The sequence below is a fragment of the Shewanella sp. SW32 genome (assembly GCF_025653365.1).
Taxonomy (GTDB): domain Bacteria; phylum Pseudomonadota; class Gammaproteobacteria; order Enterobacterales; family Shewanellaceae; genus Shewanella; species Shewanella oncorhynchi.
Window position 1 is genome coordinate 68,785 of record NZ_JAKKSJ010000001.1, and the last position, 20,339, is coordinate 89,123.

Annotated in this window: 19 protein-coding genes; 6 read left to right on the top strand and 13 right to left on the bottom strand. The window is 46.0% G+C overall.

Annotated elements, in window-relative coordinates; genetic code table 11:
- Nucleotides 1-20: 20 nt before the first annotated feature.
- The 7 genes from ispC to rpsB form a co-directional block, all read right to left on the bottom strand.
- Nucleotides 21-1,211, bottom strand: a complete 1,191-nt coding sequence (ispC, locus tag L5M28_RS00285) for a 1-deoxy-D-xylulose-5-phosphate reductoisomerase (RefSeq protein WP_263196471.1) — start codon at nucleotides 1,209-1,211, stop codon at nucleotides 21-23.
- Nucleotides 1,212-1,215: 4 nt separating this feature from the next.
- Nucleotides 1,216-2,073 (bottom strand): phosphatidate cytidylyltransferase, encoded by an 858-nt coding sequence (locus tag L5M28_RS00290; RefSeq protein WP_131523803.1) that lies wholly within the window; start codon nucleotides 2,071-2,073, stop codon nucleotides 1,216-1,218.
- A 20-nt stretch (nucleotides 2,074-2,093) separates the two neighbouring features.
- Complete coding sequence (locus L5M28_RS00295) at nucleotides 2,094-2,921, bottom strand: isoprenyl transferase (RefSeq protein ID WP_028760605.1); 828 nt, start codon at nucleotides 2,919-2,921, stop codon at nucleotides 2,094-2,096.
- 81 nt (nucleotides 2,922-3,002) lie between these two features.
- Nucleotides 3,003-3,560 carry a ribosome recycling factor gene (frr, locus tag L5M28_RS00300; RefSeq protein ID WP_012088724.1) on the bottom strand — a complete coding sequence of 186 codons (558 nt, stop codon included), beginning with the start codon at nucleotides 3,558-3,560 and terminating at the stop codon, nucleotides 3,003-3,005.
- 21 nt (nucleotides 3,561-3,581) lie between these two features.
- Nucleotides 3,582-4,319: a UMP kinase gene (gene pyrH, locus L5M28_RS00305; protein ID WP_006080981.1), complete on the bottom strand. Its 738-nt coding sequence runs from the start codon at nucleotides 4,317-4,319 to the stop codon at nucleotides 3,582-3,584.
- A 68-nt stretch (nucleotides 4,320-4,387) separates the two neighbouring features.
- A complete protein-coding gene (tsf, locus tag L5M28_RS00310; RefSeq protein ID WP_028760606.1) occupies nucleotides 4,388-5,239 on the bottom strand; it encodes a translation elongation factor Ts in 852 nt (283 codons plus the stop codon).
- A 120-nt stretch (nucleotides 5,240-5,359) separates the two neighbouring features.
- Nucleotides 5,360-6,088 (bottom strand): 30S ribosomal protein S2, encoded by a 729-nt coding sequence (rpsB, locus tag L5M28_RS00315; protein ID WP_028760607.1) that lies wholly within the window; start codon nucleotides 6,086-6,088, stop codon nucleotides 5,360-5,362.
- Between the two features lie 283 nt (nucleotides 6,089-6,371).
- On the opposite strand from rpsB, the gene map reads away from it, so the two are divergent.
- The 3 genes from map to dapD are packed head-to-tail and all read left to right on the top strand — an operon-like array spanning nucleotide 6,372 to nucleotide 10,667.
- The gene (gene map, locus L5M28_RS00320) at nucleotides 6,372-7,202 is read left to right on the top strand and encodes a type I methionyl aminopeptidase (protein WP_226058787.1); all 831 of its coding nucleotides are present in this window, start codon (nucleotides 6,372-6,374) and stop codon (nucleotides 7,200-7,202) included.
- A gap of 33 nt (nucleotides 7,203-7,235) precedes the next feature.
- A complete protein-coding gene (glnD, locus tag L5M28_RS00325; RefSeq protein WP_263202077.1) occupies nucleotides 7,236-9,821 on the top strand; it encodes a bifunctional uridylyltransferase/uridylyl-removing protein GlnD in 2,586 nt (861 codons plus the stop codon).
- A gap of 21 nt (nucleotides 9,822-9,842) precedes the next feature.
- Entirely contained in the window at nucleotides 9,843-10,667 is an 825-nt protein-coding gene (gene dapD / locus L5M28_RS00330; RefSeq protein ID WP_028760609.1) for a 2,3,4,5-tetrahydropyridine-2,6-dicarboxylate N-succinyltransferase, read from the top strand.
- 134 nt (nucleotides 10,668-10,801) lie between these two features.
- On the opposite strand, the gene L5M28_RS00335 is transcribed toward dapD, so the two are convergent.
- The 4 genes from L5M28_RS00335 to L5M28_RS00350 all read right to left on the bottom strand — a co-directional run bounded on the left by L5M28_RS00335 (nucleotide 10,802) and on the right by L5M28_RS00350 (nucleotide 15,835).
- The gene (locus L5M28_RS00335; protein WP_168823188.1) at nucleotides 10,802-12,733 is read right to left on the bottom strand and encodes an HD domain-containing phosphohydrolase; all 1,932 of its coding nucleotides are present in this window, start codon (nucleotides 12,731-12,733) and stop codon (nucleotides 10,802-10,804) included.
- Nucleotides 12,734-12,905: 172 nt separating this feature from the next.
- Nucleotides 12,906-13,772 carry a formyltetrahydrofolate deformylase gene (gene purU / locus L5M28_RS00340; RefSeq protein ID WP_105252965.1) on the bottom strand — a complete coding sequence of 289 codons (867 nt, stop codon included), beginning with the start codon at nucleotides 13,770-13,772 and terminating at the stop codon, nucleotides 12,906-12,908.
- Between the two features lie 165 nt (nucleotides 13,773-13,937).
- A complete protein-coding gene (locus tag L5M28_RS00345) occupies nucleotides 13,938-15,419 on the bottom strand; it encodes a PTS transporter subunit EIIC (RefSeq protein WP_263196467.1) in 1,482 nt (493 codons plus the stop codon).
- Nucleotides 15,371-15,835, bottom strand: coding sequence for a flavodoxin (locus L5M28_RS00350; RefSeq protein ID WP_113938961.1), 465 nt, complete (start codon nucleotides 15,833-15,835; stop codon nucleotides 15,371-15,373). The genes L5M28_RS00345 and L5M28_RS00350 overlap by 49 nt, the downstream gene beginning before the upstream one ends.
- 121 nt (nucleotides 15,836-15,956) lie before the next feature.
- On the opposite strand from L5M28_RS00350, the gene L5M28_RS00355 reads away from it, so the two are divergent.
- The gene (locus tag L5M28_RS00355) at nucleotides 15,957-16,151 is read left to right on the top strand and encodes a hypothetical protein (protein WP_263196466.1); all 195 of its coding nucleotides are present in this window, start codon (nucleotides 15,957-15,959) and stop codon (nucleotides 16,149-16,151) included.
- Nucleotides 16,152-16,272: 121 nt separating this feature from the next.
- On the opposite strand, the gene truC is transcribed toward L5M28_RS00355, so the two are convergent.
- Together truC and L5M28_RS00365 are read right to left on the bottom strand one after the other, a co-directional pair.
- Nucleotides 16,273-17,118, bottom strand: coding sequence for a tRNA pseudouridine(65) synthase TruC (gene truC / locus L5M28_RS00360; RefSeq protein ID WP_263196464.1), 846 nt, complete (start codon nucleotides 17,116-17,118; stop codon nucleotides 16,273-16,275).
- A complete protein-coding gene (locus L5M28_RS00365) occupies nucleotides 17,105-17,425 on the bottom strand; it encodes a YqcC family protein (RefSeq protein WP_198572040.1) in 321 nt (106 codons plus the stop codon). The genes truC and L5M28_RS00365 overlap by 14 nt, the downstream gene beginning before the upstream one ends.
- Before the next feature lie 163 nt (nucleotides 17,426-17,588).
- Here L5M28_RS00365 and L5M28_RS00370 point away from each other — a divergent pair, with 163 nt between their 5' ends.
- Nucleotides 17,589-18,602 carry a DUF3549 family protein gene (locus tag L5M28_RS00370; RefSeq protein WP_263196462.1) on the top strand — a complete coding sequence of 338 codons (1,014 nt, stop codon included), beginning with the start codon at nucleotides 17,589-17,591 and terminating at the stop codon, nucleotides 18,600-18,602.
- Nucleotides 18,599-18,985 (top strand): DUF3301 domain-containing protein, encoded by a 387-nt coding sequence (locus tag L5M28_RS00375; protein ID WP_263165811.1) that lies wholly within the window; start codon nucleotides 18,599-18,601, stop codon nucleotides 18,983-18,985. The genes L5M28_RS00370 and L5M28_RS00375 overlap by 4 nt, the downstream gene beginning before the upstream one ends.
- Nucleotides 18,986-20,339: the final 1,354 nt, after the last annotated feature.

Consider the following 20,339-nt stretch of genomic DNA (forward strand, 5'->3'; position numbering starts at 1 on the left):
ATTTAATCACTCAGCTATTGCTAAGCGATGCTTGCTAATGTCTCACGCGCATAGACGCGGGTTTGCGCATCTAAGGCTAAAATATCTTCTATGCTGCCCATAGGACGTTTAGGCACAGTGACTAAACAAGCTTCATTCACTTTTGCAATTTGCGTAAAACCAATTTTCCCCTGCAAAAATGCTTCAACAGCGACCTCATTGGCAGCATTTAATACGGTTGTTGCCTCTTGGCCTTGGGCACACGCCTCCATAGCCAAAGCCAAACAGGGGAAACGTTCAAAATCAGGTTCATAAAAGCTTAACTGTCCGACTTTGAAAAAATCTAAAGGTTCAACGCCCGAATGAATTCTTTGCGGATAAGCCATGCAATGGGCAATCGGTGTGCGCATATCAGGGTTACCCATTTGGGCGATAACCGAACCATCACGGTACTGCACCATAGAGTGGATCACGCTTTGCGGATGAATAACCACTTTAAGTTGCTCAGCCTGAGTATTAAACAACCACCGCGCCTCAATGAACTCTAAACCCTTATTCATCATAGTGGCGGAGTCAACAGAGATTTTAGGTCCCATGGACCAATTAGGGTGTTTACAGGCTTGGGCAGGCGTCATGGCCGCAAGTGTCGCAAGTTCCGACCGCAGGAAAGGTCCGCCTGAACCGGTTAACAAAATATGGGATATACCCGATGCAGTTAAATCGCAACGGCCGAGGTTAGCCTGCACTTCTAGGGGTAAACATTGAAAGATAGCATTATGCTCACTGTCCACGGGCAAGAGCACAGCACCAGAGCGCTTAGTCGCCTCAATAAACAACTCACCCGACATGACTAAAGCTTCTTTATTGGCCAGTAATACTCGCTTTCCCGCCTTCACGGCTTCAAGGGTTGGTACTAGCCCTGCCGCCCCGACAATCGCAGCCATTACAGTATCCACTTCGGCAGCCGTCACTAAACCGAGTAAATCGTTCATGCCAGTAGTGACTTGGATATTGAGCGCAGCGGGTAAAACGGCGCGTAACTGTTTCGCAGCCTCTTCATCCACCATATGCGCGACTTTCGGTTTATGGGCTACACACAAAGCCAGCATCTTATCAACGCTCGCATTGGCCACCAATCCATAGATGCTATAAGCCAATGGATTAGCCGAAATCACGCTTAAGGTACTAGCACCAATTGAACCGGTAGCACCCAAAATCACCATATTTTGCATAGCGTTACATCCAGAATGCAATGTAGATCAGGGTAAACACCGGCAAGGCTGCAGTCAGGCTGTCGATGCGGTCGAGCACACCGCCGTGACCGGGCAAAATAGTGCCAGAATCTTTAATACAGGCCGCACGCTTAAACATACTCTCAGATAAATCGCCCAGCGCCGACACTAAAGCAACAAATAAGGTCACTGCCACAACTAAGCCCAGTTCTTGCTCTGGCGAATAATACATAACACCTGCAACCACGAGCATAGTCGTCACTAAACCACCAAGTAGGCCTTCCAAGGTTTTAGCAGGGCTCACTGCAGGCATCAGTTTCGTTTTACCTATCGCTTTACCGACGAAGTAAGCCCCAGAATCAGCGGCCCACACAATCAACATCACTAACAGTACTAATACTGGGCCGTAATAGGGTGAAGTTTGTGAGCTAATGGATTTGAGTGCGATAAGAGCAACAAAGCAAGGCACTAAGGTTAACTGTCCAAACATGGACTTAAACATAGGATTCTTTTGCCAGAACTTAGCGCTTTTAGGATAAGTTACCACTAATAATAGTGATGCTAACCACCAGAATGCACCAATATAGAGAATGGCCAAATAGATAGGATGTAACTGATGGCTTAACCAAACTGCATCGATTGGCACAATAAGATTAATTGCCACCAATAAGATACCAACTGTGAAGGTAAAGCTCCACTGAGTGACATCACACTGATTATCGATAATTCTTCCCCATTCCTTTGCTGCAATAAGGAAGACGGCAACTAAGGCCCAGGCGAAGTAGCTGGCAGGGAGCAAAAATATCGCCCCTAAAACTAATGGAACTAACCAAGTTGCTGTTATTATTCGTTGTTTTAGCAAAAAAAATCCCTCATGAGGTTTTACAATGCACGCATCTCATCAATCTGACTTCCAGTCAGACCAAAACGGCGCTGGCGACTTGCAAAAATGGCTATCGCTTCATGAAAAGCCTGTTCATCGAAATCAGGCCAAAGGGTGTCGGTAAACACCAATTCTGCATAGGCCGCCTGCCACAGCACAAAATTACTGATGCGACAGTCCCCGCCCGTGCGGATCATTAAATCAACTTCACTCTGATTTTGCATGCACAAATGTGCACTTAAGGCTTCTTCGGTGAACTGACTGCTGGTCATTTCGCCAGTTTCGACCTTTTCCGCTAATTTTTGTGCTGCTTGAAGTATGTCCCAACGGCCACCATAGTTAGCCGCAACATTCAGAACCAAGCCAGTATTGCGAGATGTCTTCTCTTGAGCAGCAGCAATTTGCTTCTGTAATCGCGCAGAAAAGCGGCTGATATCGCCAATAATGTTGAGCTTAACCTGATTCTTATCCAGCAATTTAATTTCGCGCTGTAATACGGTAAAAAACAACTCCATCAGCAAGCTGACTTCTTTATCGGGTCTACGCCAATTCTCGCTAGAAAATGCGAATAAGGTTAGCGATTCAATGCCTAATTGGCTTGCCGTGCTTACGGCTCTTCTAACGGCCTTAACACCAGCCTTATGTCCCATCACTCGTGGTTTACCTTGGGTTTGTGCCCAACGCCCATTGCCATCCATGATAATAGCAACATGCTTAGGTAACGACTGTTTCACGAGTTCGGGTAATTGTCCCGGCAAGGTCGTTTGAGTGTATAAATCACTCTCACTCGTCCTAGGGTGCGGATCAAGTTCCACTGTGGATGACATCTAATACAGCCCTTTAAAATAGACAAACGCCGTGTAGTATACCCCTACACGGCGCATCAACTCTAGCTTATCGAACTGAGATTAGACTTCCATCAACTCAATTTCTTTGGCCGCTAAAATCTCATCGACCTTTTTAATGTGAGCATCGGTGAACTTTTGCACTTCTTCTTCACTGCGACGCACATCATCTTCAGTACAAGCTTTAGCTTTTTCAAGCTTTTTCACTTCAGAAATCGCATCACGACGCACGTTACGGATAGCAATACGACCGTTTTCAGCTTCGTTACGTACCACTTTGATGAAGTCTTTACGACGTTCTTCAGTCAACGCGGGTAATGGAATACGTAATGTCGCGCCAGCTGACATAGGATTCAGACCTAAATCAGAGCTCATAATAGCCTTTTCAACGGCTTGGATAGCACTACGGTCAAACACAGTCACAGACAGAGTGCGTGAATCTTCAACGCCCACGTTAGCCACTTGGTTTAGTGGCGTCATAGTGCCGTAGTAAGAGACTTGAATGGAATCCAGCAGGCTTGGGTGGGCACGACCTGTACGCACTTTTGCCATTTGGTTTTTAGTCGCGTCAACGCATTTACCCATACGCTCTTGCGCATCTTTCTTAATGTTCTCAATCACGTTAAATGTCCTTCTTGGTCATTAAATAACTTTTTTCGCTCTGATCAGCGTGCCTTCTTCTTCACCCATGATAACGCGGCGTAGAGCGCCAGGTTTATTCATGTTGAAGACTAAAATAGGCATGTCGTGATCACGCGCCATAGTAAAGGCGGCTAAGTCCATTACTTTTAATTCTTTTTCCAGAATTTCCGCATAAGTCACTTCATCATACTTAACGGCGTCTGGGTTCTTCATTGGGTCTTCGGAGTATACACCGTCAACTTTAGTGCCTTTCAATACGACTTCAGCTTCGATTTCAATGCCGCGTAAACAGGCCGCAGAATCGGTCGTGCAGAAAGGATTACCTGTACCGGCAGCAAAAATAACCACTCGGCCAGATTTTAGCAAGCTGATCGCTTCAGCCCAATTGTAATCATCACACACACCCTTTAACGGGATAGCTGACATCAGACGAGCATTAACATAGGCACGGTGCAGGGCGTCTCGCATTGCCAAGCCGTTCATAACCGTTGCCAGCATACCCATGTGATCGCCCACCACACGGTTCATGCCGGCTTTTGCTAGGCCTTCACCGCGAAACAGATTACCACCACCAATAACCACACCCACCTGAATACCCAGCTCAACCAGCTCTTTCACTTCCTGAGCCATGCGATCTAATACTTTAGGGTCGATGCCGAAGCCTTCGTCGCCCATCAGTGCTTCGCCACTTAATTTAAGAAGAATGCGTCTAAATGCGGGTTTTGGATTGGTGCTCATAATTTTTATCCTGGTCATAACAAGACCGCAGCTATTGCCGCGGTCTTGGGGGTATTTAGCGTTGGCGATTAAGCCTTTTTAGAAGCAGCGATTTGAGCAGCAACTTCAGCCGCGAAATCTTCTTCTTTCTTCTCAATACCTTCACCCACTTCTAAACGAATGAAGTTAGTGACTTTAGCGCCTTTCTCTTTCAGAATTTCGCCAACAGTTTTCTTTGGTTCCATGATGTAAGCTTGACCAGTCAGAGAAATCTCACCGGTGAACTTCTTCATACGACCAAGAACCATCTTCTCAGCGATCTCTGCCGATTTGCCTTCGTTCATTGACATTTCGATTTGCAGAGCTTGTTCTCTTGCAACGATTTCTGCAGGAACATCTTCTGGGTTCACGTATTCAGGCTTAGAAGCAGCAACGTGCATTGCGATGTGCTTTAAGGTTTCTTCGTCAGCTTCACCGGCAACAACAACGCCAATGCGCTCACCATGACGGTATGAAGATAGGTTTGCACCATCGATGTACTCAACACGACGAATGTTGATGTTTTCACCGATTTTAGTTACCAATGCAACGCGTGCATCTTCAAACTGTGCTTTTAAATCTTCAAGAGTCACTTTAGATGCAGCAGCGGCATCTAATACTGCGTTCGCGAATGCTAAGAAGTTTGAATCTTTAGCAACGAAGTCAGTTTGACAGTTAACTTCTAATAGCGCAGCGAAACCTTCGCCATTCTTGATCAGAATTGTACCGTCAGCAGCGATGTTACCCGCTTTTTTAGCCGCTTTAGCAGCGCCAGACTTACGCATGTTGTCAATTGCTAACTCCATGTCGCCGTTAGCTTCTGTCAGAGCGTTTTTACAATCCATCATGCCTGCGCCAGTACGGTCGCGCAGTTCTTTAACTTGGGCAGCAGTAATTGCCATTGTTAAATCCTCTATAAAAAATCGACTAATTTGCAGATATAAAACAGGGGCCGAATGGCCCCTGTTAACCAATCAAAAATCTTGGTTAATAAGGGTGATGATAATCATCCCGCCTTATTATTATTCGGCTTCTACGAAACCGTCTTGCTCAGCTTGAACAGCCAAATCTTGACCACGGCCAGCTTTTGCAGCAGCAGCAACAGAAGAAGTGTACAGGCGGATAGCACGCATAGCGTCGTCGTTACCAGGAACGATGTAGTTAACACCATCTGGCGCAGAGTTAGTATCAACAACTGCAACAACAGGGATACCCAGGTTGTTAGCTTCTTTAATAGCGATATGCTCATGGTCAGCACCAATGACGAATAATACGTCTGGCAGGCCGCCCATGTTTTTAATACCACCTAAAGATTTTTCCAGCTTTTCAAGCTCACGAGTACGCATCAGCGCTTCTTTCTTGGTCAGCTTGTCGAAAGTACCGTCTACTGATTGGCTTTCCAGTTCTTTCAGACGTTTGATTGACTGACGAACGGTTTTCCAGTTAGTCAGCATACCGCCTAACCAGCGGTGATCAACATAGTACTGGTCACAAGACAGAGCAGCTTCTTTGATCGCTTCGCCAGCAGCACGTTTAGTACCAACGAATAATACTTTACCTTTCTTTGAAGCTACGTTGCTGATGAAAGCTAGCGCTTCATTGAACATTGGCACAGTATGCTCAAGGTTGATGATGTGAACACCGTTGCGAGCACCGAAAATGAATGGCTTCATTTTTGGGTTCCAGTAACGGGTTTGGTGACCGAAGTGGACACCGGCCTGAAGCATATCGCGCATTGAAACTGTAGTCATTTCTATTACCTTAAAATTTAGGGGGTTAGACCTCCACGTATCCCATGTCTTCGACCCCTTATATAACAACTGAGGGCACCCCGAAGAATGTGTCGACACGTGTGTGATTTAGTATTTAGACAAATAGCCATGTATAATGGCAGCCATCTTTAGTCTTGCAAGTATCAAAGCAGCGCAAAAGCTGGCTTGGACAATTCATCAAGACTTAAACATAACGGCGCGCTTTATACCATAAATAGCCCTAAAGCACAAATTTTTGCATTAGGTTGCGTGGCCAACAGACATTAAAGACACAAGAGAAAACGCAATGAGTATAGTCATCAAGACCGCTGAAGAAATTGAAAAAATGCGTGCTGCGGGCAAACTAGCCGCACAGGTATTAGAAATGATCGCGCCGCATGTTAAACCGGGCGTGACCACCAATGAGCTCAATGACCTCTGCGCCAAATATACCGAAGAGCAAGGTGCGATTTCGGCGCCGCTTAACTACCATGGTTTTCCCAAATCCATTTGTACTTCTGTAAACCATGTGATTTGCCACGGCATTCCAAACGACAACCCACCATTGAAAGAAGGCGATATCCTCAATATCGACATCACAGTGATTAAAGACGGTTATCACGGCGATACCTCGATGATGTTTTTAATCGGTGAAGTGAGCGCGAAGGACAAACGTCTGTGCCGCATCGCGCAAGAAAGCCTGTATTTAGCTATTCGTAAGGTTCGTCCAGGTTTAAAACTGGGTGAAATCGGCAATACTATCGAAAAATTCATCAAAGCCAGCAAAACAGGCCTTGAGAAATATTCCATCGTGCAAGATTATTGTGGCCACGGTATTGGCTCGGGTTTCCATGAAGAACCTCAGGTTATGCATTACCGTAACGGCGATAACACAGTATTACGCCCAGGCATGTGTTTCACCATTGAACCTATGATCAATGCCGGTCGTCACACGACCATACTCGATCGCGATGATAAGTGGACGGTAACGACCTCCGATGGTAAAAATTCAGCCCAGTGGGAACACACCTTACTGGTGACTGAAAAAGGGGTTGAAGTACTTACCCTGCGTGAGGATGAGGATTTCCCACGTATCATCAATCACGAGCGATAGGCCACACTAACAAGCATAAAAACAAGGGACTCGATGAATATAGCTCTGCTCGCTAAACAATCATTAATCGAACAGAATCAGATTCTTTTGGCCAGTTTTAAGGCTAAAACCCCGATTGAAGAGCTCGTCACGCAGCGCTGTCAATTTGTCGATGCCCTTGTCAAGCAAGCTTGGGAACAGCACGGTCTAAGGGAATATGATATTGCCCTGATTGCCGTGGGCGGCTATGGCCGTGGGGAGCTGCATCCCCACTCAGATGTCGATTTACTGTTCCTGTTTAATGATATCTTGTCACCCGCCGCCGAAGCGGCACTCAGTCAGTTTATTGCCTTTCTGTGGGATGCCAATCTGGAAATCGGCCACAGTGTCCGTACGTTAAACGACACGATTATTCTCGGCCGTGAAGACATCACCATAGCCACTAATCTGTTAGAGGCACGATTGCTCGAAGGGCCCGAATTTTTATTCGATCAACTTTATGATGCGATTCGTCAGAGTGACTTTTGGACTTCAAGCGATTTTTTTATCGCAAAACGGGATGAGCAAAATGCCCGCCATGCCAGAGCCAGTGCCTTCGATTTAGAACCCAATATCAAGAGTTGTCCCGGTGGTCTTAGGGATATTCAAACCATTGCTTGGGTAGCCATGCGTCACTTTGGCGCCGCTCGCCTCGAAGAATTAGTCCAATACGACTTTTTAGAGCCTGGTGAGCTAGAAGAGCTGCTCGAATGTCAGCACTTTTTGTGGAAGATACGCTTTGCCCTGCACATGGTGGTCGGTCGCGATGAAAATCGCTTACTCTTTGATGTACAGCGCCAAGTTGCCGAGCTAATGGGGTATGAAGACGCCACCCAGCTTGCTGTTGAGCAAATGATGAAACGTTACTATCGCACGGTACGCCGAGTGATGGAGCTAAACGAAATGTTGCTGCAGCTGTTTAAACGGGCAACATTAGGCCATACAAAAGCTTTAGAAATTCAATCGATAGATAAACACTACCAGCGCCGTGGCACTTTTATTGAAGCGCTAAGCGATGATCTTTTCGATAGCGGCGAAGAAATTGTCCGGCTGTTTTTGTTAGTCGCTAAAAACTCCAACATCAAAGGCATTTACGCACCAACGCTGCGTTCGCTGCGCCGAGCAAGACGCGCACAATCTCAAGCCTTGCAAGAAAACCCGCTTTGTCGCCAAGCCTTTATGGAAATTCTGCGCCACCCTCGCGGCATTGTTGCTTTGTCTTTAATGCATAAACACGGCGTGTTATCGGCCTATTTACCCGCATGGCGAAATATTGAAGGCCAAATGCAGTTCGACCTGTTCCACGCCTATACGGTCGATGAACACACCCACAGATTACTGCTCAATATCGAGCGTTTTTCCCAAGCCGAACAAAAAGAAGAATTTCCCTTAGGCTCGATTCTCATCAACCAACTGCCTAAAAAAGGTTTACTCGTATTAGGCGCTATCTTCCATGATATCGCCAAAGGCCGCGGTGGCGATCACAGTAAACTTGGCAGCAGCGATGCCCTCGCCTTTTGTAAGCTGCATGGATTAAATGATCACGATGGCCGTCTAGTCGCTTGGCTGGTTGAGAATCACTTGGTGATGTCTGTCACCGCCCAGCGCCGTGATATTTCCGATCCCGATGTGGTGGCCGACTTTGCCAATAAAGTCCGCGATGCCGTGCATTTAAGCTATCTGTACTGCTTAACCGTCGCCGATATCTGCGCCACCAACGAAAAAACCTGGAACAACTGGAAAGGCTCACTGCTACGCGACTTGTACTTTTCGACCCAAAGAGTGCTCGCCCGCGGTAAAGAAAAACCCGTCGATATTCGTGCCAGAGTGCGTGAATACCAAGCCAAGGCAAAAAAAGAACTGCTGCGCCGCGGATTGAAAGAGAAAGATCTCGATGCCCTGTGGCAACGTTTTAAGGCAGATTACTTTTTACGCCACCAGCCAAATCAAGTCGCGTGGCACGCCGAAGCGATTTTAAAGCACAAACAACAGGATGAGCCCTTAGTCTTAGTGTCCAAACACACCACCCGTGGTGGTACTGAGCTATTTGTCTATTGCCAAGACAGACCTAAATTGTTCGCAACTGTGATGGCGGTACTCGACAATAAAAATATCAACGTCCATGATGCCAACATCATGACGTCAAAAGATAATTATGCTCTCGATACCTTTGTGATCTTAGAGCAGGATGGTGAGCCCGTTAGCCAGCTTTCACGCATTCAAAGTATCCGTAAAGCGCTTGAGAAAGCCCTGTCGAGCGACAGTCCAAAACTGCCGCGCTTTAGAAAACTATCGCGCAAGATGAAACCTTTTAATGTGCCGACACAAGTGAGTTTCCTCGAAAGCAGTCGTCATGGTACAAGTATGATGGAGCTTATCGCCTTAGATTCGCCAGGATTACTGGCAAAAGTTGGGGATATCTTTTACCGTTGCAACACAACATTACTCGCGGCCAAAATCACCACCATTGGTGAGCGAGCCGAAGACTTTTTTATGCTGCAGACCAATGACGGCTTGCAACTTAACGAAAACCAAGAGAATACCCTCAGGGACGCTTTAATCAGTGCCCTGAGTGCAAAGAATATCGAATCAGTTAATTAACGAGACCAGTGGGAGAAGTAAATGGAGGCTTTACGCCAACGTATTGAGGCGGCTTTTGAAGCACGCGCCGACATCACACCAAGCACAGTTGACGCAGGTGTGCGCAGCGATGTGCAAAATGTCATCAATATGCTCGATAAAGGTGAAGTCCGTGTCGCCGAGAAAATCGACGGACAATGGCACGTACACCAGTGGCTGAAAAAGGCGGTATTACTGTCCTTCCGTATTTTCGATAACGTGGTTATCGATGGCGCCGAAACCAAATACTTCGATAAAGTGCCGTTAAAATTTGCCGAATATGATGAAGCTCGCTTTAAAGCGGAAGCCATTCGCGTGGTGCCTTCGGCTACAGTGCGTAAAGGCTCATTCATAGGTAAAAATACCGTGTTGATGCCATCTTATGTGAACTTAGGTGCTTATGTTGATGAAGGCACTATGGTTGATACTTGGGCGACCGTTGGCTCATGTGCACAAATCGGTAAAAATGTGCATTTATCTGGCGGCGTAGGTATTGGTGGCGTACTTGAGCCATTGCAAGCGGGCCCAACCATCATCGAAGATAACTGCTTTATCGGTGCGCGTTCTGAGATTGTTGAAGGCGTTGTGGTTGAAGAAGGCTCAGTGATTTCCATGGGCGTGTATATCGGCCAAAGCACTCGAATTTATGATCGCGAAACCGGCGAAGTGCATTACGGTCGTGTACCAGCAGGCTCTGTTGTCGTTTCTGGCAACCTGCCATCAGCCTGTGGCAAGTACAGCCTCTATGCCGCTATTATCGTTAAGAAAGTCGATGCAAAAACCCGTAGTAAAGTGGGTATCAACGAATTACTGCGTATTGTTGATTAACAGTCACAGCATTCGTTCGATAACATGAGTTCCATAAAAAAGATGCCTAAGGGCATCTTTTTTATTATCAGAACTATTTAACCTACGATTAAGCGATCACTGCCCAGCTTTATAATAACTGTCTAATAAAGCAATTAAATCAAACGCTCTACCTCACGGAATGCATTTCTCGTCATGGCAATGGCCCGCCAGCCGATAATCCCCAATGGCTGCTGCGCTTTGTTCACCACCACAAGATATTCTGAGTCTAGTAAATTCAACTGCAGTAATGCATCTTCCGATGTGGCCACCTCACTGATAATAGGCACTGAATGCTCCATGATCTGATGGGCTTTTTTATGCAGTGATGCCCTATCCAGTTCACGCTCAGCTGCAGTGCCAAGTAATGGGCTAAACCAATGTTCCAGTAAGCGACTCGTGATCACCCCAAGTATCTTATGTTGCTCATCCAATACCACGGCCACCTTAGCATGGGCAGTCGTAAGTAAACGCTTAATATCAACTAACTCATGGTCGAGTGAAATAGTGACTAAAGGTTCAAGCGGCGCAGCACCGATATGATCGCTAATACTCAACTCTCGATTAATCAAAATCGCTAAACAAGTTTCGACTATCTCAGGGTCAAAAAGTGTCCCTTTACCCGCACGCAGCACTTCAGTCATTTTCTCCAGCCCTAACGATGGGCGATAAGGCCTGTGGGACAATATCGAATCGGCAACATCGGCGACAGCAATAATTTTCGCCTCATATAAAATCGCCTTATCCTTTAAGCCCGCGGGATAACCTGAGCCATCGAGCCGCTCATGATGCTGTAAAATCATCTCTTTAATGGGCCAAGGAAACTCCACATCCTCAATAATTTCAGCACCATGTAATGGGTGAGTCTGAATTAATGCGTATTCTTCTTTTGAAAGTTTTGACGGTTTTGTCAAGATCTGCGATGGAATCGCTAACTTGCCGATATCATGGACTAAGGCACCAATCTTCAGCCCTTCTAAACGCAGCGGGTCTAAACCTAATTTCTCACCAATCAAATAACTTAATTGCGCCACCGACTTTTGATGCCCTGCGGTATAGGCATCTTTCAGTTCTAATGCCTCAGAAATAGCACTAATAAGCTGTGTTAACGATTGAGATAATTGCTCTTTTTGCGCTTTAATGATTTTGGACTGGCGGGATACCGCGCGCAATGTGCGTGGTAGTTCAATGCTGTGCCATAAAATGCTGGCAAAAGTCAGTAATGATCTCGCATCATTACGACTATAAGGCTCGTTACGGTCGACCACGCACAGCATGCCCACTAAGCGACTGCGAAATAAAATCGGCACCGCCAAGTAACGCCCTCCAAGTAGCAGTTTATCTAAGGGCAAATCCCCTAAGCGCCTTTGGGAGTCGGTTTGATTTTGGATGATCGGCTTATAATCTCGCACACATTCGAGCCATACGCGGCTTTCAAGTTCTGACACTTGGGTATTATCTTCAACAAAATCGGCTTGATTAGCCTCTGCGTGGGGATACTCAGAACGCGCGGCGAGTGTGAGTGTTTTTAACTTTTCGTTATGCAACAGAATAAAGCCATATCGACTGCCAGTGAGTGACATCGCCTTAGAAACTGCGACTTTAAATACTTCTTCTTGGGAGGATTTAATCACATCTTCAATGTGTTGCAGCCAAGCATCGCTGGCTTGAATCGCTCGACGATAATCCGAGTGCAACTCCTTCATCTGCGGATCTTCAAAATTGATGTCGGATAGAATCAAATACCATCCCATTTCAGGCAAAGAATGCAGCGCGAGATGCACACGTATGCCGCGATGATCTTGTAATTGAAAACCTATTTCTTGGCCGCGTCGCCTCACAATATCGGCGCATAGTTCAGCATTAAAAGCACTAAACAATTGGCTAATGGGTTGATTAATGATTTGCGCCGCAGAGCGTTTGCAACGGCTATAAAAGGCTTGGCTCATCCGTAGCACACAAAACTGCTCATCTAGCTGTGCCCAAGATAAATTCAAACTATCGGGCAAGTCTTTCATTCCAACGATAAGGCTTTGACGAGTTGACATCCAGCACTCCGACCTGTAATTCGAGCATGGGTAATACACTATACCGCTATGTTCACCCCAATGTGAGCACTATAAAATCTCCAATAAACATAATGATAGCTGATTTCATGACAGACGCGGGTTAAAATAAACGCCGCTGAATGTCATGCCATTGCCACGACTCACCTACATCTTAGAAAACGATCGTTTTATTGCCGTACACGACCACTTGTTCGTTGAGCACTAATTGCAGCGCTTTACTCAATACACTCTTTTCAACATCGCGCCCAGCACGTGCCATTTCTAAGGCACTATAACTGTGGTCGACGGGAATTACGTCTTGCTTGATGATCGGCCCTTCATCGAGGCAATTATTCACAAAATGCGCCGTCGCACCGATAATTTTCACCCCGCGCTCCCAGGCTTGGCGATAGGGTGCTGCGCCGATAAAAGCAGGTAAAAAAGAATGATGGATGTTGATGATGCGATTAGGATATTGCGCCACAAAATCTGGAGTTAGCACCCGCATATACTTAGCCAACACCAGATAATCTGGCTCGTATTGTGATACTGCGGCCAACAGTGCTTGCTCGTGTTGAATTCGGTCTAAGCCTTCGTGGCTCACCAGATGAAAGGGGATGTTAAACTTCTCTGCCAATTCACGTAGTGCATCATGGTTACCCACCACAGCGGCAATCTCGACACTTAAACCACCATAATAAGCTTTCATTAACAAATCGCCTAAACAGTGCGCTTCCTTTGTAACTAACACCACAATACGTTTTTTACCCGCGCTAACTAACGTCATATGATTTTGCGTAGGCAGTACGTCACGCAGATCCTGCAATAACTGTTCGCTGTTAAAAATGCCCTCTAACTCAGTTCGCATAAAGAAACGCCCTTGGGCATTATCCACAAACTCACTGTTTTTGATGATATTCAGTTTATGAGTAAAACAAACACTGGTGATTTTAGCGATGAGGCCTTGGGCATCAGCGCAATCCGTCAGTAAGATTTTACGCTCTATGGATGGCGAAGTATTACCGCGAGTTTCAGTCATTTGTTGCAAAGTTGGCTCTCCTATATTGTCCCTACATCGAGTTTGCCATAGCAAATCATGCTGAACAGTATGAAAACCCTATAATGCGAAAATAAAAATGATATTTCAGAGGCTTGAATCAATAAAATGTAAAAATTAAGCAGTTAATTTTGTAAAAACACAATCCTAGCGGCGAGTATCTAAGTAACGCTGCAATACTTTACGCAAAGTTTCGGCCTTAGTGCCGTAAACCACCTGCACACCTTTGCCCATAACGATCACGCCCTTAGCACCCAACTGACTCAAACGCACCTTATTGACTAACTCAGGCTTGTGTACGCTCAAGCGTAACCGTGTCAAACAAGCATTAAGTTCAACGATATTTTCACGCCCGCCGAGCGCCGCAATAATCGCCCGTAAACTTTCTTTGGGTCCTTTGCTGTCGTTATGCTCAAGCCTACCGGGAGTTTTCAAATTAAAGGCTAAAATACTCAGCCTAAACAACAGGTAATATATTATGGCGGTTAAAGGCCCAAGGAAAATAAACCAGCTGGCATTACGGGACAATGGAAATAGCAGCGTAAAGTCCACCAGCCCTTGGGAGAATACTATGCTGTGGTGAATATCCAGCATAATACAGACAAAATAAGCGAGCCCAGTGAGTAAGGCGTGAATAATAAATAGAATCGGCGCCACAAACATAAAAGCAAATTCGATAGGTTCAGTCACCCCAGTTAACCAACTTGCCGCCCCCGCCGAGAGCATAATACCCGCCACGCGATTCCGCTCTGAGGGATCTGCGCAGCGCCACATTGCCAGTGCAGCCGCCGGTAATCCCCACATTTTAATCAGATAACCACCGGCAAGGTTTCCTGCCTGCGGATCGCCCGCTAAATAGCGCGCCACCTCACCACGAACGACTTCATGCCCCAATAACTGATATTGGCCCACCTCTAAGTAAAAAGGCGCATTCCAAATATGATGTAAGCCAAGGGGAATAAGTAACCGCTCTAATGCGCCATAAACGCCAAAGGCGATGGCGGGTTTTTGATAAACCGCCCAGTCGGATACGAGCTCAATCAATAAAGCTAAGGGTGGCCACACATGGGCGAGTACATAACCTAGGCTCATCGCTAGGGGAATAATAAGTAAAGATGCACTGCGACGTCCCTCGAAGAAAGAGAAAATCGCAGGCAAGCGAATATATTGACTCCAACGGACTGCGAGGCAAGTAATACCACCGAGCATCATGCCACCTGCAATTCCAGTATCTAAGGTATCCATTCCTAATAAATGTTGGGTTGGAAGTCGATACAAATCGGCCAGTGCGGCTAACGTCGCTGTCATCACCCCATAACCAAACACCGCCGAAAAGGCGGCAATGCCTTGATCGCGACAAAAACCAATAGCGACAGCCACGGCAAATAACATCGGCATAATGGCGAAAATGAGTTTGCCTACCGCCAGCATCAGCACTGTCAGCTCTTCGGGCATAAAAGGAATCGGACTAACGGTTAAGCCGAGCATAACCCCAGCGGCGGGTAAAATGGCAATAGGAATAAGCAGCGCTTGGCTTAAGCGCTGGGCAAATTTAAACCACTGTAGATTGACGAAACTACCTAAGCGACGAGCTCGGTTTTGACGACTTGATTCCAGCGTTCTAGCCATTTTATCGCTTCAACCTCAGGTTCCATGGTTTCACAGGCATCAATTTCGAGTAATTCCACCAGCGGCTTAGCGCCAAGTTCACTCAAGAGTGCATCTACAGACTTACCTGCACCGCAGAAAGTCTCATAACTTGAATCACCTAGAGCTATCACACTGTATCTAAGCTCAGGTAAGTAGGGTGCTAAATGTTTAAGATTATGGTACCAAGACTGAATATCATCGGGTAAATCCCCTTGCCCGGTCGTCGAAGTCACCACCACTAACAATTCATCCTGAGGAGGAATAAAGCTTGCTACCTCATTAGGTTGCCACAATGTGACATCATAACCTAAAACTTGCATTTCTTTCTCTAGGGTTTCAGCGGCAAATTGTGCACTACCATATACAGTGCCAAACACCAGATTCACCTTTTTCATGATACACTCCACATCGCGTTGCAAACCTTATTAGGCTGACCTTACTTTATTGTTCAGCGTATGAGCAAGCTAAGGCGCAAATTTTTTATAAATCAAGCCATTGAGCGTGAGAAAATATCTAATGCGACAGTCCACCCGCCAAAAACACCTCAAGCAGCACCACAAAACAGCCCATATTCGGCGTAAAAACTACTTCCACTCCGCCCAGCAAAATCTCATATCGCCACTTGCACTCACGTCTGGATTCTCAACCTTAGCCGTTATGATGCAAGAGCTGCGGCCGCAAACAGCACAAACGCCACAACTCCTCGATTAAGCAATCAACCTCGTTTTAAATTCGATGACTTTAGTTTCAATAACAAAGCAAAGTGAATGCACTTAATTTTATTCACGCGGCTAAGTTGATATCACCATATCAAGCATTGGCCGCTTGCTGTTCACGCCTCTTGGACGATGAATAACTCAGCTTGCTGACTCAAGGTCGCCTCGTCCCAACCTAGCTCGGCAAACACGGTTTCCCACTCGGACTCGAGCTCGGTTTCTATGCTGAGCCGAGTTTGAGTTATTGGATGTGTAAAGGTGAGTTTTTTTGCGATAAGCCACAGGCGATTAATACTGAAATGCTCACGAAAAAATGCATTTTGCTTACCGTCGCCATGGGTGGTATCACCGACGATGGGGTGACGTAAATGTGCCATATGCCTTCTAAGCTGATGCTTACGCCCCGTTTTAGGACTCAAGCGTACCAGTGCGAACCGGCTAGTGGGATATCGGCCTGACTGATACGGGATTTCAGTATTGAGTAGTGGCTCATACGCCGTCACAGCCTCCTGCGCTGCTTTATTGGGATCGGCATTCTTATCGCCTAATTCATCCAACTCAACCTTAAGCGCATAATCTAAAATACCGCTCTCATGCATATTACCGCGCACTAAAGCCAAATATTGTTTTTCAATCGTATGGGAAGCAAATTGCTCACACAGAGCATTGGCCACTTCACTACTCTTGGCAAACAAGAGCACGCCGGATGTCGGCCTGTCGAGACGATGTACAGGAAACACATGACAGCCCACTAAGTCACGGGTCAGCTGCATGGCAAAAAATCGCTCCCGACGCGCTAAATAACTGCGGTGGACCAATAAGCCTGCGGGTTTATGAATTGCCACTAAATGCTCATCTTCATAAAGAATTTCAATCTCAGGCGCCTGCTCTTCTGAATCATCCTCTTGGGATACATTCACTGCATTTTCAGGCGTTTCAAGCCAGATATCATCTTGATTCATTTAACAACATATCCAATTCATTCAATAGGCTAATTAAAGTTTGGCGCGGGGGCATATCCAGCCAAACATGTTCAGCCATAGGGGCGATCGCAATTTGCGTCGGCAATGGCGCCCTCGTTTCGATTAAAGTCTGCATTCTAGGCAGCAAAATAAACTGCAGCCACTGCTCAAGGGGCATAAGATCACAGGCAAAAGGTGCTGTGCTTGCCATTGCAGCGGCAGAAGGTGCTTGCTCAGACCACAACTCGGCCGCTTGCAGCGCGTGGGTAATCTGAGCCAATTTAGCTTGGGTTTGACTGTATAACATAGCTTTCAGATCCATTCTCATATTAGCCCTTTGTGATTCAAGAACTCCCCACAATTCACTGGCCGAATAGGTCGATTAAAGTGCCGCAATCATACCATCCAGACGCACTTCCCCCTATAATGGCGCCAATTTATTGAGCCTCTTTGATTGATATGGCAGCCAAATGACTGAAATTACAACTTTAAGCCAGTTTTTAACCACAGCCAAAACCCAGTTCCAAGTGTATGATCTTGGCCGTAGGGTGCAACATATTGATATGCTCGCATTTCACCAAATCGAATCTCTGTCAGCCCCTTATCCTTATCCCATTCAAGGGCATGCACAATTTGCTATTGTCTTTTGGGATGCGAGCCAACAACACTTTATTTGGTTTCTAAAACTGGCGTTAGATGAGCAAGGATTACTGTCGCCTGCACCGCGCTCACAATTTATCGAAATGATATTAGCGGCATTAGGGCAAGATCCCACTCAGCCACTCAGTGATGAGCAGCAAGAACGACTCGCGAATAATCCGTTTAATTTCAAGCCAAGCCAGGAAAAACTGGCCGTATTTAACGCACTCGTTCGTAAACAACTTGGCCAGCGCGCTTCATCACAATACGAGTTTGCCGTGCAATATCTGTCAGGCCAAATTGCCCCATCACAATGGCAACATATTGGAATGCAAGGAATAGCCGATGTGTGTGTACGCACAAAAGAATTTGATCATGAGCAGCACTTGGTATTGAGTTTTGATACAGCCGCCATCGAAGTGCAAATCGCCCTATGCCAATGCCTTGAACACTTGCTGATTAGCGACACACTCGCCGATAAGATTCTCGCGAAACTTCAAGATGCAACCCCAGAACACCAAGCCTATTTCCTACGGGCTTTGGCTTCTAGCGCTAAACACAGCCAAAAAGCGTTTGCGCATCTACACGGCCAATCCTCTTTAGATACCAATGCCCTCATCAGCATTGCCGGACGTAACTGGTCGGTATTAAAACAAGATTCAAGTCGCAGTCTTTACTTAGAAGCTCTGGCACTGCAGCCCCAAGCCTTTTTTAATCAGGTCTTTGCTGATATTGTGGCTATTCCTAGTTTGCGCAATCAACTACTAGGCGAATTAAGAAATCCCAATCGAAGTGTTCAACTATCACAAGCCATAGGTGGTTTGTTTAAGGCAGCTAGCAAATGATGTCAGATTTACTGTTAATTATTGGCCTCGTCGTGATTGCCGCATTCTTTTGGCAACTACGCCAAATGGCAGAGTTGAGCCGTATTTTTGCCGAAAAAGAATGTTGGCGACAAAAAGTTCAACTGTTAGCCATTGCCATGGAAACTGCCCGCCCTAGCATTGGCGGCACGACGGGGATCTGCTGGAAGGCGAAATATTTATTTGAATTCAGCACCGACGGCATTAACCAATACCGTGGCCATATTTGGATGCAAGGCAAGAAAATTCAAAAGATTGAATGGCCTATTTTCCCTGAGCCCGAATGGCAAGAGGCGCCGACAGCGCAGGGGAAATTTGGCGGTTGTGGTACGCAAAGTGGTTGTAACTCAGGCAAATGCCATTAAGCTTTTATCGACAATGTTGGCTCAAATAAAATGTGAGCCAACATAGAGAGCAAGACATCATTCTTTTTTATCGTAAATACGGCTAAAAAATAGATCACTGTAAAAGTTAAAAAAGAAAGGGCGCGGCCCTAAAGCCACGCCCTCCTATTCTCTGTTAAGCTATCCCGCTATTTTTGTGCTCCCTGCACCATCCATGCGTCAATCTGCGTCCTGCTTCATCCCTGCTCAATCCTTGAGGTCCTTGTACTCATGTACTTCCCTATCTCTTGGTCATCCAGTCCCAAGCTTGCTCTTTCCTGAGCGGTTCCATCATCATCCATGAAACAGGTATTGCATCCATTCAATTGCACTCCCTGTGCCATTGCCATCCTATGCAATGAGTCTATCAATCCTTGATAGACTCCCTTCCTTGGTATTGGCTCTCTTTCATCCTGAAAGGCCTATATCCCTATCATTCCTTAAGCCACATTCCTTAGTCACTGTTCGATCATCCTGATCGCCAACATCCTGTTGCCCGCAATTCCTTCTACAAGATGAATTCTACGCCAACCAACGAAAGTACTCATTGTGGATTATTTAAAATGTTAACGAAGATGGTGAGTTAAACTGACAAAAAATAGACTAACTTACTGATATAAGTAAAAACAATAACCAGCCACAAGACGTAACCACCCTTTTGACTTACAAATTACTTACATACTTGTGAGAGATCTCTTACACGGAGGATGGCAATTCGAATCAAAAGTAAGCAAAGCGCTAGATGTTCTCCCCTGAAGGACTTATGCATAAACCGCTATCGCTCAAAATTCGACAAGCATTCGGCGCATGACCAGAACACAGTCAACACAGTCAACACAGTCAACACAGTCAACACAGTCAACACAGTCAACACAGTCAACACAGTCAACACAGTCAACACAGTCAACACAGAGAGTAAATCATTGGGCAATAAGAGAAGTAGGACTGGTGAACATGCTTTACGGTGAGAAGTCTTTAAGCAGCGTTAAGATAAAGTCTATGTGAATAGCGTTATAGCTTGGCAAAGCCAGATTAATGCTGAAAATGAACCAAAGAAAAGGGCGCAACTAAAGTGCGCCCCATTTATCCTTTGTAAGCCGTCCTGCTCGATTTGTGCTCCCTGCACCATCCATGCGTCTGCTTGCGTCCTGCATCGTCCCTGTAATCCCTTTTTGTCCCTGTGTATCAAACTTACGTGAGATAACACTCAGTCCCTTGACCTGTAAATCCTTTCTACAGAGCCTGTCATTTCCTATGACGTATTCCTATTGCATCCTGCAAAATTTATTTTCCATAGATTAGTACAAGCTGTTCACCCTTATACTTTATCCTTATC